Annotated in this window: 15 protein-coding genes and 5 tRNA genes; 7 read left to right on the forward strand and 13 right to left on the reverse strand. The window is 70.3% G+C overall.

Annotated elements, in window-relative coordinates; all coding sequences use genetic code 11:
• Positions 1–27: 27 nt before the first annotated feature.
• The 3 genes from nusG to ACZ6MA_RS30585 form a co-directional block, all read right to left on the reverse strand.
• On the reverse strand, positions 28–978 hold the full coding sequence (nusG, locus tag ACZ6MA_RS30575) for a transcription termination/antitermination protein NusG (protein ID WP_469437747.1): 951 nt from the start codon (positions 976–978) through the stop codon (positions 28–30).
• Between the two features lie 80 nt (positions 979–1058).
• Positions 1059–1349 carry a preprotein translocase subunit SecE gene (secE, locus tag ACZ6MA_RS30580; RefSeq protein WP_469437794.1) on the reverse strand — a complete coding sequence of 97 codons (291 nt, stop codon included), beginning with the start codon at positions 1347–1349 and terminating at the stop codon, positions 1059–1061.
• A gap of 108 nt (positions 1350–1457) precedes the next feature.
• Positions 1458–1530, reverse strand: a tRNA-Trp gene (locus ACZ6MA_RS30585).
• A gap of 262 nt (positions 1531–1792) precedes the next feature.
• Here ACZ6MA_RS30585 and ACZ6MA_RS30590 point away from each other — a divergent pair.
• Together ACZ6MA_RS30590 and ACZ6MA_RS30595 are read left to right on the forward strand one after the other, a co-directional pair.
• Positions 1793–3031 (forward strand): pyridoxal phosphate-dependent aminotransferase, encoded by a 1239-nt coding sequence (locus tag ACZ6MA_RS30590; protein WP_469437748.1) that lies wholly within the window; start codon positions 1793–1795, stop codon positions 3029–3031.
• A gap of 184 nt (positions 3032–3215) precedes the next feature.
• Positions 3216–4271 carry an adenosine deaminase gene (locus ACZ6MA_RS30595; RefSeq protein WP_469437750.1) on the forward strand — a complete coding sequence of 352 codons (1056 nt, stop codon included), beginning with the start codon at positions 3216–3218 and terminating at the stop codon, positions 4269–4271.
• Between the two features lie 104 nt (positions 4272–4375).
• Here the strand turns inward: ACZ6MA_RS30595 and ACZ6MA_RS30600 are convergent, their stop codons facing one another.
• The 6 genes from ACZ6MA_RS30600 to ACZ6MA_RS30625 form a co-directional block, all read right to left on the reverse strand.
• Positions 4376–5431, reverse strand: coding sequence for a UDP-N-acetylmuramate dehydrogenase (locus tag ACZ6MA_RS30600; protein WP_469437752.1), 1056 nt, complete (start codon positions 5429–5431; stop codon positions 4376–4378).
• A gap of 305 nt (positions 5432–5736) precedes the next feature.
• Positions 5737–6168 (reverse strand): MaoC family dehydratase, encoded by a 432-nt coding sequence (locus ACZ6MA_RS30605; RefSeq protein WP_469437754.1) that lies wholly within the window; start codon positions 6166–6168, stop codon positions 5737–5739.
• Entirely contained in the window at positions 6168–6620 is a 453-nt protein-coding gene (locus tag ACZ6MA_RS30610; RefSeq protein ID WP_469437755.1) for an FAS1-like dehydratase domain-containing protein, read from the reverse strand. Before ACZ6MA_RS30610 ends, ACZ6MA_RS30605 begins: the two co-directional genes overlap by 1 nt.
• An 89-nt stretch (positions 6621–6709) precedes the next feature.
• The gene (gene rpmG, locus ACZ6MA_RS30615) at positions 6710–6874 is read right to left on the reverse strand and encodes a 50S ribosomal protein L33 (protein ID WP_087927546.1); all 165 of its coding nucleotides are present in this window, start codon (positions 6872–6874) and stop codon (positions 6710–6712) included.
• An 85-nt stretch (positions 6875–6959) separates the two neighbouring features.
• Positions 6960–7032: transfer RNA gene (locus ACZ6MA_RS30620), tRNA-Met, on the reverse strand.
• A 51-nt stretch (positions 7033–7083) separates the two neighbouring features.
• Positions 7084–7156, reverse strand: a tRNA-Thr gene (locus tag ACZ6MA_RS30625).
• Positions 7157–7372: 216 nt separating this feature from the next.
• Here ACZ6MA_RS30625 and ACZ6MA_RS30630 point away from each other — a divergent pair.
• A complete protein-coding gene (locus ACZ6MA_RS30630; protein ID WP_469437757.1) occupies positions 7373–8647 on the forward strand; it encodes an amidohydrolase family protein in 1275 nt (424 codons plus the stop codon).
• A gap of 101 nt (positions 8648–8748) precedes the next feature.
• The gene (locus ACZ6MA_RS30635; protein ID WP_469437759.1) at positions 8749–9411 is read left to right on the forward strand and encodes an NAD(P)H-binding protein; all 663 of its coding nucleotides are present in this window, start codon (positions 8749–8751) and stop codon (positions 9409–9411) included.
• Between the two features lie 79 nt (positions 9412–9490).
• Here the strand turns inward: ACZ6MA_RS30635 and ACZ6MA_RS30640 are convergent.
• Positions 9491–9572: transfer RNA gene (locus ACZ6MA_RS30640), tRNA-Tyr, on the reverse strand.
• Between the two features lie 187 nt (positions 9573–9759).
• Between ACZ6MA_RS30640 and ACZ6MA_RS30645 the strand changes: the two genes are divergently transcribed.
• The 3 genes from ACZ6MA_RS30645 (at position 9760) to ACZ6MA_RS30655 (ending at position 11174) form a co-directional block, all read left to right on the forward strand.
• On the forward strand, positions 9760–10248 hold the full coding sequence (locus tag ACZ6MA_RS30645) for a YajQ family cyclic di-GMP-binding protein (RefSeq protein WP_030368439.1): 489 nt from the start codon (positions 9760–9762) through the stop codon (positions 10246–10248).
• 143 nt (positions 10249–10391) lie between these two features.
• Positions 10392–10466, forward strand: a tRNA-Asp gene (locus ACZ6MA_RS30650).
• A gap of 153 nt (positions 10467–10619) precedes the next feature.
• Positions 10620–11174: a nuclear transport factor 2 family protein gene (locus ACZ6MA_RS30655; RefSeq protein WP_469437760.1), complete on the forward strand. Its 555-nt coding sequence runs from the start codon at positions 10620–10622 to the stop codon at positions 11172–11174.
• Positions 11175–11203: 29 nt separating this feature from the next.
• Here ACZ6MA_RS30655 and ACZ6MA_RS30660 read toward each other — a convergent pair whose 3' ends face one another.
• From ACZ6MA_RS30660 to ACZ6MA_RS30670, 3 genes are all read right to left on the reverse strand, one after another.
• A complete protein-coding gene (locus ACZ6MA_RS30660; protein ID WP_469437762.1) occupies positions 11204–13579 on the reverse strand; it encodes an ATP-binding protein in 2376 nt (791 codons plus the stop codon).
• A 9-nt stretch (positions 13580–13588) separates the two neighbouring features.
• Positions 13589–14284: a hypothetical protein gene (locus ACZ6MA_RS30665; protein WP_469437763.1), complete on the reverse strand. Its 696-nt coding sequence runs from the start codon at positions 14282–14284 to the stop codon at positions 13589–13591.
• A gap of 83 nt (positions 14285–14367) precedes the next feature.
• The gene (locus ACZ6MA_RS30670; RefSeq protein WP_469437765.1) at positions 14368–14760 is read right to left on the reverse strand and encodes a YccF domain-containing protein; all 393 of its coding nucleotides are present in this window, start codon (positions 14758–14760) and stop codon (positions 14368–14370) included.
• Between the last annotated feature and the right edge of the window lie 199 nt (positions 14761–14959).

The following is a 14959-nucleotide window of genomic DNA, read 5'->3' on the forward strand; positions in this document are numbered from 1 at the left end:
GTTCGGAGGCTTGTGTCCCGGAAGAAACTAGTTCTTCTGGATCTGGTCGAAGCTCAGCTCGACCGGGGTCTCGCGACCGAAGATCTCGACGAGGCCCTTGACCTTCTTCGAGTCGGCGTTGATCTCGTTGATCGTCGCCTGCAGCGTCGCGAACGGGCCGTCGGTGACGGTGACCGAGTCGCCCACCTCGAAGTCCAGCACCTGGACCTCGACCTTGCGGGAGGGGGCGGGCTTGCCCTCGGCCTCGGCGGCCTCGCGGGCGGCCTTCTCCTCGGCCTCCGGGGCGAGCATCTTGACGATCTCGTCCAGGGTCAGCGGGTACGGGTCGTAGGCGTTGCCCACGAAGCCGGTGACGCCGGGGGTGTTGCGGACGACGCCCCAGGACTCGTTCGTCAGGTCCATGCGCACCAGCACGTAGCCGGGGAGCTTGTTCTGGCGGACGGTCTTGCGCTCACCGTTCTTGATCTGCGCGACCTCTTCCTGCGGCACCTCGGCCTGGAAGATGAAGTCCTCGACGTTGAGCGAGACGGCGCGCTGCTCGAGGTTGGTCTTCACACGGTTCTCGTAACCCGCGTAGGTGTGGATGACGTACCACTCGCCGGGCAGACCGCGCAGCTCGTCGCGGAGGGCGGCGACCGGGTCGACGGGGGCCTGCTCCTCGGCGGGCTCCTCGACCTCGTCCCCGGCCTCGTCGGACAGCTCCGCCTCGTCGGGCAGCTCGGCCTCGACGGCGGCCTCGGCCTCGGCCGCGTCCTCCTCGGAGAGCGCGACGTCCTCGTCCTCGACGTGGACGGCGGCCTGCTCGGCCGGCTCGCCGGCGGCGTCGTCCTCGGCGTCGAGCTCGTCGACGCCGTCGGCGTTCTCGACGATCTGAAGCTCGGTGTCGTCGCCGACCTCGTCCGAGGCAGCCGGCGCGTCCACGTCGGCCGCTGCCGCCTCGACGGGCTCGACGGCGTCGTTCAGGTTCGGGTCAGACACGTGGCTGCTTCTTCCTGGCTTCAAGGGGTGGAACGTGCGAAGGGGCGGCTCTCCTGAGAGCAGCCGCCCTACGCGCGGGTTCAGCCGAAGACGTACTTGACGGCGTTCTCGAACCCATAGTCAATCACGGTCACCAGACCGATGACGATGAGGACAAAGACGATCACCACGGTGGTGTACGTCGAGAGCTGGCTCCTGGTGGGCCAGACGACCTTGCGGAGTTCCGCGACTACCTGACGGTAAAAGAGTGCGAGGCGCCCGATGGGGCCCTTCTTCCCGCGCTTCCCACCGCGGCGGCCCTTCTTGGAGGCCACCTCGTCCTCGGGACGACCGCTCTCAGGCGTCGCGGTGGAGCCAAGGGCTTCCGTCACTACGTCCTCACCTGAATCCGGGTCGTGGCCGTGCCGCGCCCGGTTGAGCCGCACGGCGGTGCATTTCAGTACGTACGCATGCACGCACCCTGGTGACGATGCGTGTAGCAGGGCCGAAGGGACTTGAACCCCCAACCGCTGGTTTTGGAGACCAGTGCTCTACCAATTGAGCTACGACCCTTTGTGGTTCCCCCAACGTACCGCATCCACTCGGGTGCACGGTGTGCACGGAGCGGAGTCGCCTGTGAGGGGCCAACGACGCATGAGTGTACGTGCTCCGGAGCCCAGCGTCGAACAGCCGGGGTTCGGGGCGCCTGGATGGAGCCGTGAGAAGGACGTGGGAGCGGCGTGGGAGGGAGGTGAGCGGGAGGGCCCGGCCCGTCGCCGCGGCCGTCCGTGAAACCCGTGCGCCCGGTTCGTTCCGGGTCTGGGACGATGCCCTCATGACCGCTGCCACTCCTCCCGCACAGTCCCCCACCGACCGTCGGGTATCGGCCCGCATCGGGTCGATCTCCGAGTCCGCGACCCTCGCCGTGGACGCCAAGGCGAAGGCCCTCAAGGCCGCCGGGCGTCCGGTGATCGGCTTCGGCGCGGGCGAGCCGGACTTCCCCACGCCCGACTACATCGTCGAGGCCGCCGTGGAGGCCTGCCGCAACCCGAAGTTCCACCGCTACACCCCGGCCGGCGGGCTCCCCGAGCTCAAGGCCGCGATCGCCGCGAAGACGCTGCGCGACTCGGGCTACGAGGTCGACGCCTCCCAGGTGCTCGTCACCAACGGCGGCAAGCAGGCCATCTACGAGGCCTTCGCCGCGATCCTCGACCCGGGTGACGAGGTCATCGTCCCCGCCCCGTACTGGACCACCTACCCCGAGTCGATCCGCCTCGCGGGCGGCGTCCCGGTGGACGTCGTCGCGGACGAGACGACCGGTTACCGCGTGTCGGTCGAGCAGCTCGAGGCGGCCCGTACGCCGAACACCAAGGTGCTGCTCTTCGTCTCCCCGTCGAACCCCACCGGTGCGGTCTACACCCGCGCGCAGGTCGAGGAGATCGGCCGCTGGGCCGCCGAGCACGGCCTGTGGGTGCTGACCGACGAGATCTACGAGCACCTGGTCTACGGCGACGCCGAGTTCTCCTCGCTGCCCGTCGTGGTGCCCGAGCTGCGCGACAAGTGCGTCGTGGTCAACGGTGTTGCCAAGACGTACGCGATGACCGGCTGGCGAGTGGGGTGGATCATCGGCCCCAAGGACGTCGTGAAGGCCGCCACGAACCTCCAGTCGCACGCCACGTCCAACGTCTCCAACGTGGCGCAGATGGCCGCCCTGGCCGCCGTCTCGGGCGACCTGACGGCCGTGGAGGAGATGAAGGTCTCCTTCGACCGCCGCCGCCGCACGATCGTCCGGATGCTCAACGAGATCGACGGCGTGCTCTGCCCCGAGCCGGAGGGCGCGTTCTACGCCTACCCGTCGGTGAAGGAGCTGCTCGGCAAGGAGATCCGCGGCAAGCGGCCCGCCACCTCCGTGGAGCTGGCCGCGCTGATCCTCGACGAGGCCGAGGTCGCGGTCGTCCCCGGTGAGGCCTTCGGCACACCGGGCTACCTGCGTCTGTCGTACGCCCTGGGCGACGAGGACCTGGTCGAGGGCGTCTCGCGGATCCAGAAGCTGCTCGCCGAGGCGAAGGCGTAACGCCTGACGGCTGTGTGGTGAACGCGGGTCCCCGGCTGCGGCCGGGGGCCCGCTTCCCGTTCCGGCGCCTGCGGCCTCACCGCCGTGCGTCCGTCTCCGCCGTGCGTTCGTCTTTGCTTTCGCCCCGGCCCTCGTTCAGGTATTTCCCCTACCGCTTGCCACACGTATACGGCAAGATCTTGGGATGCGGCAGTCTTCCGGGGAGCAGCCCCCGTACCCCAGCGAAACCGTCCGTGACGTCCGTCTGCTGCCGAAGGCCCATCTGCATCTGCACTTCACGGGCTCGATGCGGCCCTCGACCTTGATCGAGCTGGCGGACAAGTACGGCGTGCACCTGCCGGAGGCGCTGAGCGGCGGCGAACCGCCCCGGCTGCGCGCCACGGACGAGCGCGGCTGGTTCCGCTTCCAGCGGCTGTACGACATCGCCCGGTCCTGTCTGCGCTCCCCCGACGACATCCGGCGCCTGGTGCGCGAAGCCGCCGAGGAGGACGTCCGCGACGGCTCGGGCTGGCTGGAGATCCAGGTCGACCCCACGTCGTACGCGCCCCGGCTGGGCGGGCTGATCCCCGCGCTGGAGATCATCCTGGACGCGGTGGAGAGCGCCTCGCGGGAGACCGGGCTGGGCATGCGGGTGCTCGTCGCCGCGAACCGCATGAAGCACCCGCTGGACGCCCGTACCCTCGCCCGCCTCGCGGTGCGTTACGCCGACCGGGGCGTGGTCGGCTTCGGACTCTCCAACGACGAGCGGCGCGGTCTCGCCCGCGACTTCGACCGGGCCTTCGAGATCGCCCGCGAGGGCGGTCTGCTGGCCGCCCCGCACGGCGGCGAGCTGTCGGGGCCCAGCAGCGTGCGCGACTGCCTGGACGACCTGCACGCGGGCCGGGTGGGCCACGGCGTGCGCGCCGCCGAGGACCCGCATCTGCTGCGCAAGCTCGCCGAGCGCGGTGTGACGTGCGAGGTCTGCCCCTCGTCGAACGTGGCCCTGGGCGTCTACGAGAAGCCGGCGGACGTACCGCTGCGCACCTTGTTCGAGGCGGGCGTGCCGATGGCTCTGGGCGCGGACGACCCGTTGCTCTTCGGTTCCCGCCTGGCGGCCCAGTACGAGCTGGCCCGCGAGCACCACGGCTTCACGGACGCGGAGCTGGCGGAACTGGCGAGGCAGTCGGTACGGGGGTCGGCGGCGCCGACGGATGTCCGCGAGACGCTGCTCACGGGTATCGACAAGTGGCTGGTGTCTTGACGGCGTTGTTCTGACGGTGTTGTTTCCTCAAGCGCCGGACCGCTGGAAAGTGAGACCGGCCCGATCGAGCCCGTCCGGCGCTTGAGGCCGAGGTCAGGCCGAGGTCAGAGAGTCACGCCTACGGTCACCGGTTCGTTCACCAGCGTCACCCCGAACGCCGCGAACACCCCGTCCCGGACCTCCCGCGCGAGCGCGAGCAGGTCCTCGGTCGTGGCCTCGCCCCGGTTGGTCAGCGCGAGCGTGTGCTTCGTCGAGATCCGGGCCGGGCCGGAGCCGTACCCCTTCGTGAAGCCCGCCTTGTCGATGAGCCACGCCGCCGACGTCTTCGTGTGTCCGTCCCCCGCCGGGTAGGCGGGCGGTGTGACGTCCGGCCCCAGCCGCTCGGCCGCGCGGGCCAGGAAGGCCGTGTACTCGGCCTCGGTGAGTATCGGGTTGGTGAAGAAGGATCCGGCGGACCACGTGTCGTGGTCCTCGGCGTCGAGGACCATGCCCTTGCCCGCGCGCAGCTTCAGCACCGTCTCGCGGGCCGTGGCGGCGGGGACCCGCTCGCCGGCCCGGACGCCGAGGGCGCGGGCCGTCTCGGGGTACTTCAGGGGGGCGGACAGCCCGCCCGCGTCCTCCAGCTCGAAGCGGACGCGCAGCACGACGTGGCGCGTGGGGTCCTGCTTGAAGCGGCTGTGGCGGTAGGAGAAGCCGCAGTCGGCGTTGGGGATGGTGACGATCTCGTCGGCACGGCGGTCGTAGGCGACGACCTCGGTGATGGTCGCGGAGACCTCCTGGCCGTACGCCCCGACGTTCTGGATCGGGGTGGCACCGGCGGAGCCCGGCACGCCGGCCATGCACTCGATGCCGGCCAGACCGGCCTCGACGGTGCGGGCCACGGCGTCGGACCAGTTCTCGCCGGCGGCCAGCTCCAGGCGGGTGCCGTCGAGGCGGAAGCCGCTGGTGGCGATGCGCAGGGCGGTGCCCTCGAAGCCCTTGTCGGAGATGACCAGGTTGCTGCCGCCGCCGATGATCAGCAGCGGGGTGCCGCTCGCGTCGGCCTCGCGGACGACCGCGATGACCTCGTCGTCGGTGGTGGCCGTGACCAGCCGGGTCGCGGGGCCACCGAGGCGGAAGGTGGTCAAGGGGGCGAGGGGGGCGTCGTGGAGTTCCTGCACGTGCACAAGAGTACGGGGGCGCTGCGCTGGGCTTGTGGGGGTGCGGTTCCCTGGCCGGGACCTCGGTGCGGGGCTCGGTGCGGGCCGGTGGTCCTGGGCCGGGCGCCGGGGTCGCAGGGGGCGTCCCGGAATCGGATATTTACGGGCGGGGAGCCCTGGGGCGCGACGGTGCCCCGAACTGCCGCCCACAAATATCCGGCAGCATTCCGGGACGCCACCTGGGAACCCGTCACCCTCCGTCACCGTCAGGCATGCGTAAGGGGCACCCGCCGTTGTCGGGTGCCCCATTACTTGCCGGCTGTGGCTCAGGGCAGGCGGACCGTGGCGCGGGACATGCCCAGGACCTTCTGGCCGTCGCTCTTGGCCACCAGGTCCACGCGGACCGTGCGGGCCTCGTCGTCCTTGGCGGCGACCTTGGCGCTGACCTCGATGAGCGCGCCCTTGCCGTCGTTCGGCACGACGACCGGCTTGGTGAAGCGCACCCCGTACTCGACCACGGAGGACGGGTCGCCGGTCCAGTCGGTCACCACGCGGATCGCCTCGGCCATGGTGAACATGCCGTGCGCGATGACGTCCGGCAGTCCGACCTCCTTGGCGAACTTCTCGTCCCAGTGGATCGGGTTGAAGTCGCCGGAGGCGCCCGCGTACCGCACGAGCGTGGCGCGCGTCACGGGGAAGCTCTGGGCGGGCAGCTCGGTGCCGACCGCTACCTCGTCGTAGGTCATCCGGGCGGTCATCACGCCTCCTCGGCGGCGCGGGCCACCAGCATCGTGTGCGCGGTCACCACGTGCTCGCCGCTCTCGTCGTGGACGTCGCCACGCACCGACAGCACGTCGTTGCCCGCCAGGGACTTGATCGATTCGATCGTGGAGGTGACCGACAGCCGGTCACCCGCGCGGACCGGGCGGGTGTAGGCGAACTTCTGATCGCCGTGCACCACGCGGTCGTAGTCCAGGCCCAGCTGCGGGTCCTGGATGACCTGACCGGCCGCCTTGAATGTGATCGCGAACACGAAAGTCGGCGGGGCGATCACGTCCGAATGACCGAGCGCCTTGGCGGCCTCGGGGTCGAGGTACGCCGGATTGGCATCGCCGACGGCCTCGGCGAATTCGCGGATCTTCTCCCGGCCGACCTCATACGGGTCGGTGGCCGGGTAGGTCCGTCCGACGAAGGACTGGTCGAGCGCCATCGGCTCGGCACCTCCAGAGTGACTGGGTCGGGATACGCCGTGAGGCCGCCCCCAAAAAATGGGGACGGCCTCACGAACGAGCCTGAGTGTTATCGCGTTTCGCGGTGCGCGGTGTGCGCCTTGCAACGCGGGCAGTGCTTCTTCATCTCCAGTCGGTCCGGGTCGTTACGCCGGTTCTTCTTGGTGATGTAGTTCCGCTCCTTGCACTCCACGCAGGCCAGCGTGATCTTCGGGCGGACGTCGGTGGCAGCCACGTGAGTGCTCCTTGACGGAATGGACGGATGAACGCATAAAAGAGTAGCCGATCGGAGGACCGACCCCACAATCGGCTACTGTGTGTAGCGGTGACCGGACTTGAACCGGTGACACAGCGATTATGAGCCGCTTGCTCTACCGACTGAGCTACACCGCTTTGATGCGAGAGAGTTCCTCGCCCTCACAGGCGAGGAACCTCACACACCAGAGCCCCAATACGGAATCGAACCGTAGACCTTCTCCTTACCATGGAGACGCTCTGCCGACTGAGCTATTGGGGCGAGCGAGGAAGACATTACACGGTCTGCGGCCGAAGGTGAAATCCGTATCCGGCCGCCCTACGCGGGGCCTTCCGGCGGGTCTCTGCGCGCCCCTTCCCGAGGGCCTCACGGGCCACACCGGTACGACTATTGGCCGCCTCCTCGAAGCCGCCCCACCCGCGCCCTAGGCTCGGTCCAGCTGCGTGATCATGTTCGCCACCGGCCCGGAGGAGCGCCATGCCCGACAGCCAGCCGCAGCCGCCGAGGAAGCCCGACGGCGACGCCGTCGGCCCGCCCCCGCACGGCGGGGGCGCCCTGGTGCTCTGCGGCGCCCGGCTCGCCGACGGCCGGACCGTGGACGTACGGCTCAGCAACGGCCGCATCGAGGCCGTGGGGACGGCCGGCAGCCTCGTCCCCGGGCCCCGCGTCGACCTCGGCGGCTATCTGCTGCTGCCCGCCCCCGCCGAGCCGCACGCGCACTGCGACACCGCGCTGACCGCCGACATCGGCGGCCCCGTCTCGTACGGGCTCGAGGACGTGCAGCGGCGCACCACGGAGGCCGCGCTGCTGCAACTCGGCCACGGGGCGACCGCGCTGCGCTCCCACGTCCGGATCGGCGACGTCCAGGGGCTGCGGTCGCTGGAGGCGGTGCTGCAGGCGCGCCGGGCGCTGCGCGGCCTCATCGATCTGACCGCCGTGGCCGTGCCCCGGCTGCTGACCGGTGCCGCCGGGGCCGACGGGCTGGCCATGCTGCGGGACGCCGTGAAGATGGGCGCGTCCGTCGTCGGCGGCTGCCCCGACCTCGATCCCGACCCGACGGGCTACGCCGAAGCGGTCCTGGACATCGCCGCCGAGCACGGCTGCGCCGTCGATCTGCACACGGACGGTGACGACCCGGCCCGGCTCGCCCGGCTGGCCGCCATGGCCGGTGGCCTGCGGCCCGGCGTCGCCCTCGGCCCCTGCGGGGGGCTGGCCCGGCTTCCCCGCGAGCCGGCGGCGCGGGCGGCGGAGCAGCTCGCGGCGGCGGGGGTGACCGTCATCTGCCTGCCCCAGGGCGACTGCTGTGCGTCGGGGTCGCAGCGGGGGCGGGTCTCGGCGTGTGCGCCGGTGCGGCTGTTGCGGGCGGCGGGCGTCGCGGTGGCGGCGGGCAGCGGCGCGCTGCGGGACGCGGCCAATCCGGTGGGGCGGGGGGATCCCATCGAGGCCGCGTTCCTGCTGGCGTCGCGTGGTGAGCTGCGGCCCGAGGAGGCGTACGCGGCCGTCAGCGACCGGGCGCGGGCGGCGATGGGCCTGCCGGAGGTGCGGGTCGAGGCGGGCTTCCCGGCGGAGCTGCTGGCCGTGCGGGGCGACGGGGTCGCGGGGATGCTCTCGCTCGCGTACAGCCGCCTGGTGGTCCACGAGGGGCGCGTGGTGGCCCGTACGAGCGCGGTGCGGGAGTTCCGGGACTCCCGGGCGGTGGTGGCCCTGGACCTGCCCCGGCAGTCCTCTCGGGGCGGCGGCGAACCGGGCTGAGCCGGCCGGTCGCGACCGGCGACGACCGGCCACGACCGGGGTGGCCGATCTTGTCCGTGCGTCCGATGGCGGCCCGGCGCACGGGGCGTACGGTCGAAGACATGCGCATTGTCATCGCTGGTGGACATGGTCAGATCGCGCTGCGGCTGGAGCGTTTGCTCGCCGGGCGCGGTGACGAGGTAGCGGGTGTGATCCGCAAGCCGGAGCAGGCGGGTGATCTCCTCGCGGCGGGCGCCGAGCCGGTTCTGTGTGATCTGGAGTCGGCGTCGGTCGCGGACCTCGTCCGGCATCTGGAGGGCGCGGACGCCGCCGTCTTCGCGGCCGGGGCGGGGCCGGGCAGCGGCACGGACCGCAAGGACAGCGTGGACCGGGGCGCGGCGGCCCTCTTCGCCGACGCGGCGGAGGCGGCCGGGGTCCGCCGCTTCGTGATCGTCTCGTCCATGGGGGCCGACCGCGAGCCGCCCGAGGGCACCGACCCGGTCTTCGCGGCGTATCTGCGGGCGAAGGGCGCGGCGGACGACGACGTGCGCTCCCGGGCCGGTCTGGACTGGACCGTGCTGCGCCCGGGCCGGCTCACCGACGAGCCCGGCACGGGCCGGGTGACGCTGGCGGAGTCGACGGGCCGGGGCGAGGTGACCCGGGACGACGTGGCGGCGGTCCTGGCGGCGCTCCTGGACGAACCGGGCACGGCGGGCCGCACGCTGGAGCTGATCGGCGGCGACAGCCCGGTGGAGGAGGCGGTGAAGACGGTCGTGTCGGGGTAGCCGGGCGAACGGGATAGCCGGGCGGAGAAGCCGGGCAACGAAAGAGACCCCCGACCAGAAGGTCGGGGGTCTCGTTCCGTGGCGGCGCCAGGGTTCGAACCTGGGTAGGCTGAGCCGGCAGATTTACAGTCTGCTCCCTTTGGCCACTCGGGCACACCGCCAAGGGTTGCTGCCGGGATTCCCGCCTCGCGGCGGTTGTCCGTGGCAACGACGTAAACCATACCCGATGACCAGGGGTGGTCCGCCACTCGATTCGCGGCCCCTCGATCGGGCCCCGGGTGACTAGGCTGGCAGCGGCCCTCCGGGGCCGTACCCCTGATGGATCTACGTACGAGGAGCCAACTCAATATGGCCGACTCCAGTTTCGACATCGTCTCGAAGGTCGAGCGGCAGGAGGTCGACAACGCCCTCAACCAGGCCGCCAAGGAGATCTCGCAGCGCTATGACTTCAAGGGCGTCGGCGCCTCGATCGCCTGGTCCGGCGAGAAGATCGAGATGCGCGCCAACGCCGAGGAGCGGGTCAAGGCGGTTCTCGACATCTTCGAGACCAAGCTGGTCAAGCGCGGTATCTCACTGAAGTCGCTGGACGCGGGCGAGCCGCAGGCCTCCGGCAAGGAGTACAAGATCTTCGCCTCCATCGAGGAGGGGATCTCGCAGGAGAACGCGAAGAAGGTCGCGAAGATCATCCGCGACGAGGGCCCGAAGGGCGTCAAGGCGCAGGTCCAGGGCGACGAGCTGCGGGTCAGCTCCAAGAGCCGTGACGACCTCCAGGCCGTCCAGGCGCTCCTCAAGGGCAAGGACCTGGACTTCGCGATCCAGTTCGTGAACTACCGGTAGCCACCTGGCAGTTCACAGCGAGGGGCACCGTCGGGCCCGCCTCGACGACCGCCTCGGCGGTGCCCTCCCCCGCACGTGCGGGGGCCCAACGGGATGACGGCGGCGGCGCGTTGAGCGCACGGCCGGGTTATGATCACCGCAAGGCGGGGTCGTAGCACAGAGGTAGTGCGCCTACACGTCATGGAGGAGGACGTCGGTTCGAATCCGACCGCCCCGCCCCTTCGAGCATCGGCGTCGGTCGAGCTGCGCAGGTGTGAAGCCCCATGCTTCCCTCGGTGGCCTTGACCTCAAGCAATGTTGAGCTTTTAGCGTTCTCGGTGAACGGCCGATCCGTCCGACGGCCGTCGCCCAGATACCGGGAGCGCTCCGCTATGACCGTCACCGCCGCAGAGTTCGCCGCCCTCGAAGCGCGAGTGCGGGTGCTCGCCGACCGCGCCGACGTCACCGGTCTCATCGACCGCTACCTGCTGAGCCTCGACACGGTGCCCGCAGGGGGCGGCCGCTTCGACGACGCCTGGGCGCGCGGGCTGTTCACCGAGGACATACGGCTCACGACACCGATCGGTGACCACGAGGGGATAGCGGGCCTGGCCGAGTCCGAGCAGGCGGCGTTCGCGAAGTTCGAGCGGACCCAGCACGTCGGCACGAACTACATGATCGCCCTCGACGGCGACCGGGCCACGGTGCGGTGGAACGCGGTCATGACGCATGTGCACCTGGCGACGACCCAGCGGGCCCGGGGCGCGGAGCCGGGCGGCCACTTCGACGTGGGCGGCACGTTCACGGGCGAGGTGGTGCGCACGGACCAGGGCTGGCGCTTCCGGCGTCTGACCGTCCAGGCCGTGTGGACGAACGGCCGAGGCCCGCTGGAGCTGACCCCGAAGGCGGAGTCGAGCATGCGGGCCCTGGCGGGCGGCGGGGCGTAGCGGCTCGGCGCCGGGCCGGAAGTGCGGGCTCAGCCGGGGACGGTGTCCAGCTCTTCGGCTACCTCGCAGACGACATCCGCCCACTTGGCGGCCGTTCGTGCCGACGCCGTATCCCCCACCTGCTCGAACAGTCCGGCGGCCAGCAGGAAAGTCTCGAAGGCCTCGGCCAGCAGGCCTTGGTGTGCCAGCGCCTGGGCCAGGTGCTCCAGTTCCATGGCGAGGCCGTGATCGTCTCCGGTCTCCGCGAACAGCTCGGCCGCCTCGGTGTGAGCCACCGCGGCCTTGGCCCACTTCTCCTGTTTCTGCCGGACCAGGCCGATGTTTCCCTTGACCTTCGCCTGGCTGTGACGGTCACCCATGCGCTCGAATATCTCCAGAGCCGCCTCTTGGGCGGCCCGCGACTTCCCGTGCTTCGCGACCATGAGGAGCCCGACCCCGAGGTTGCCCAGCTCGATCGCCAGCGGCTGCGGGGCATCCAGCTCCCGCATGAGGGAGACCGCCTTGGTATGGGCGGCGACGGCCTTCTTCAGCTTTCCGTCGTTACGCAACGCCATCCCCAGGCTGCCCAGCGCCTGGGCATAGCCGAGCCGGTCACCCGAAGCGCGGTAGATCTTCGCCGCGCGACGGTGCATCGCGGCCGCTTCCGCCGTCCTTCCCACCGCGGTCAGTGTTTCCGCGATGTTCGACAGTGCCTGGGCGGCCCCGTGCTCGTCACCCAGACGCCGGAATGCCTTTTCCGCTTTCGCGTGAGCGTCGATCGCTTCCTCGAACCGCCGCAGGTCGTACAGCGTCAGGCCGAGATTGTTCAGGGCACTGGCCCGGCCGCGCGGGTCTTTGTGCTTCCGCGACAACGTGATCGCCCTGGCATGTGCGCGCACGGATTTCTTGAACTTCCGAAGGTCGCGGTAAATGACACCGAGCCTGGTCAGGAGGATGACCTCATCGCCCGGCTCCTTGAGTTTCCGGCTCGACTTGACAGCGGCGCGGAGGATGGCGACGGCGTCATCAAGGTAGCGAAAGTCCCCCAGGAACGGCGAAATGTGCAAGGCGATCGCCATGCACACCACGTCGTCACCGCCCCGGTGTGTCGTCAGCGCCACGGCCATGAGCGAATGGCGCTCGGCCTCCAGCCAATTCAACGCGTCGGCCCGGCTCTTGAAGCGGTTCCCCGCAGGCTGCGCGTCGTCTCTGTGGACGAACGCGCGGTCTTTCGCGTCGAGGCTGACCCCGCAGTAGTGGAGCCAGAGGCGACGCAGGCTGTCTCCCCCGTCACTCTCGTCGCCCTCCGTCCGGAGGCGATGGGCGGCGTACAAGTGGACAAGGTCGTGCAGGCGCCAGCGACCGTCCGCGCGGCCGAGCGCGACCAAGTGCATGCGGGCGAGGTCGCCCAAGAGCCGTTCGGCCTCCGGGATGCCGGAACCGTTCAACTGGGCCGCGGCCTCTGTCGAGAAGTCCGGGCCGGGGTTCAGGCAGAGCAACCGGAACAACCGGGCCTGGCCCGGGGAGAGCTGTTCGTAGGAGAGATCGAAGGCCGCCCGTACGGCACGGTCCTCCCGGCTCAGAGTGTCCAGCCGCGAGCGACCGTCCTCCAAGGCCTCGCGAAGGGACGACAACGGCCGGTTGGGCCTGTCCACCAGGAGTGAGGCCACGATGCGCAGCGCCAAGGGCAAACCGTCGCACAGCTCAACGATTCGCTTGGCGTCCTGCGGGGCTTCGCTCACTCTGGTATCGCTCTCGCATGCCTGCCCGAGGACGTCCCGGAGTAGCGTGACGCCGGCGTCGGCGGGAAGCAGCCCGAGCCTGTGTGGCCGGGCATCCAGCCCGGCCAGTGTGTGGCGTGACGAGATGAGGACGGCGGTGCCTTTGTCGCTCGGCAGGAGGTGCCGTACGTCCTCTTCGCTCGCGGCGTTGTCCAACACCATCAGCACTCGTCGACCGGCTTCGGCGCGTGTGGCGAGCACGGTACGGAAGAGCTGTGAGCGTTCGGGCAGATCGGGTGGGACGTGTTCGCTCGGCACCCCGAGGGCGTGCAGCAGGGTGACGAGCGCCTGGGATGGTGTGACCCGCCGCGCGCTGTCGTAGCCGAAGAGGTCGACGAACAGGACCCCGCCGGGAAACCAGCCGGGTTGCCGCAAGGCGTGATCCGCGGCCTGGAGCACCAGCTCGGTCTTGCCCACGCCGGCCGGTCCCGTCACGACCGCCACCGGCGCCCGGCCTTCCGCGGCCGGCGCCAAACCCCCGATGAGGGCGCTGACTTGCATGCCGCGCCCCACGAAGGTGGTGGAACACGGCGGCAGTCCCGCGAGCGCCGACGACGGCCGGTCCGGAAGGTTGAACGTGACGCCGATGTCCCGGCCCTGGATCACATGCTCGGCGCGCCCGCCGAAGTCGTTGTGTGTCGTCATCGCGGCCTCTCAGCCGGCCGGGGCCAGGTCGAACTGACGCAGCCAGGCCGTGTCCCCGCCGCCGGCCGTGGCCGTGACTCCGGCGACCAACCAGATGGCCGCGGGGATGAACTCGTCGCCCAGCTCGTCCATGGCGTCGTCGAGCGTGCCGTCCCCGGCCTCGGGGTGGCCGATGAGCCCGCCGAGGCTTTGCGCCGCCCGCTCGGCGTCGGCGCCGAGGCCGTCCCGGATCCATTCCATGGCCTGCTCGGCCTCTCGTGGCGCGAGCCCGGCATCACGCGCACCGACGAGCCAGCCGAAGACGACGGCCAGGAGGGTCGCCCCGAAATAGCCCGCCGCCTCCGGGCCCTCCAGGTCGCTTATGCGTTGCAGCCCGACGTCCACGTTCAGGGCGATGCGCGGATTCTTGCGCTCGACAATCGCGCCGACCAGCGGCTCCAGGAGATCCGCGGCGTCGGCTTGCGGGGTTTTACCGGCGTCGTCGCCCCCGGCGGCGTGCCCGTCCGCCGCCTCGTCGAATTTCTCCCGGAAGGCGGCCAACCGGCTGTCCAGTGCCCGGGATATCTCGTGACTTCCCTCTCCTGGCGACCGGGAAAGCCCCTTCCGTACCTTGCGCAATGCCTCTTGCCGCACGAGCCGGCGGCGCTCGGCCCAGCGGGCCGCCTCCGCGGCCTCCGCCTTCTTCCGAGCCTTCTTCTTGGGCACCGTGCCCCCCTGAGCCGCACCGATCGAACAGGCACGACCCTTCCACAAGCCGTCGGCTTGCGCCCAAGAGTCCGCCAACCCCGTCAGCGCGTCGCGAACGGCCGGTCCGTGGGGACGATTTCACGGCCGAGCGGCATCAGCGAGATCGGGATCAGCTTGAAGTTGGCGATGCCGAGCGGGATGCCGATGATCGAGACGCACAGGGCGATGCCCGTGATGATGTGACCGAGCGCCAGCCACCATCCGGCGAAGACGAACCAGATGACGTTGCCGATCAGCGACCCCGCCCCGGCATCCCGCCGCTCCACCGTCGTCCGGCCGAAGGGCCACAGGGCGAAGGCCGCGATGCGGAACGAGGCGATACCCCACGGGATGGTGATGATGAGGACGCAGCAGATCAGGCCCGCGACGACGTAACCGAGTGCCATCCAAAATCCGCAGAGGACCAGCCAAACAATATTCAGGATGAACTTCATAAATTTCAGCCTTCCACGCATTTGGTTCACTGGCGACTGAGACGTCCAGAGGCCCAGCTACGGTTGCGCGTACCCGCGGGTACGACCTCCCAGACGTAGTCCCCAGCGGTGGTCGGTGAGCACCATTGGCTTCTCCCATGAGAGAGATCAACTGTTCGTTCGGCTCGCGTCCCATGCTCCCCCGGCCCCCAGTCGACGC

The organism is Streptomyces sp. NPDC042259, from assembly GCF_055582085.1.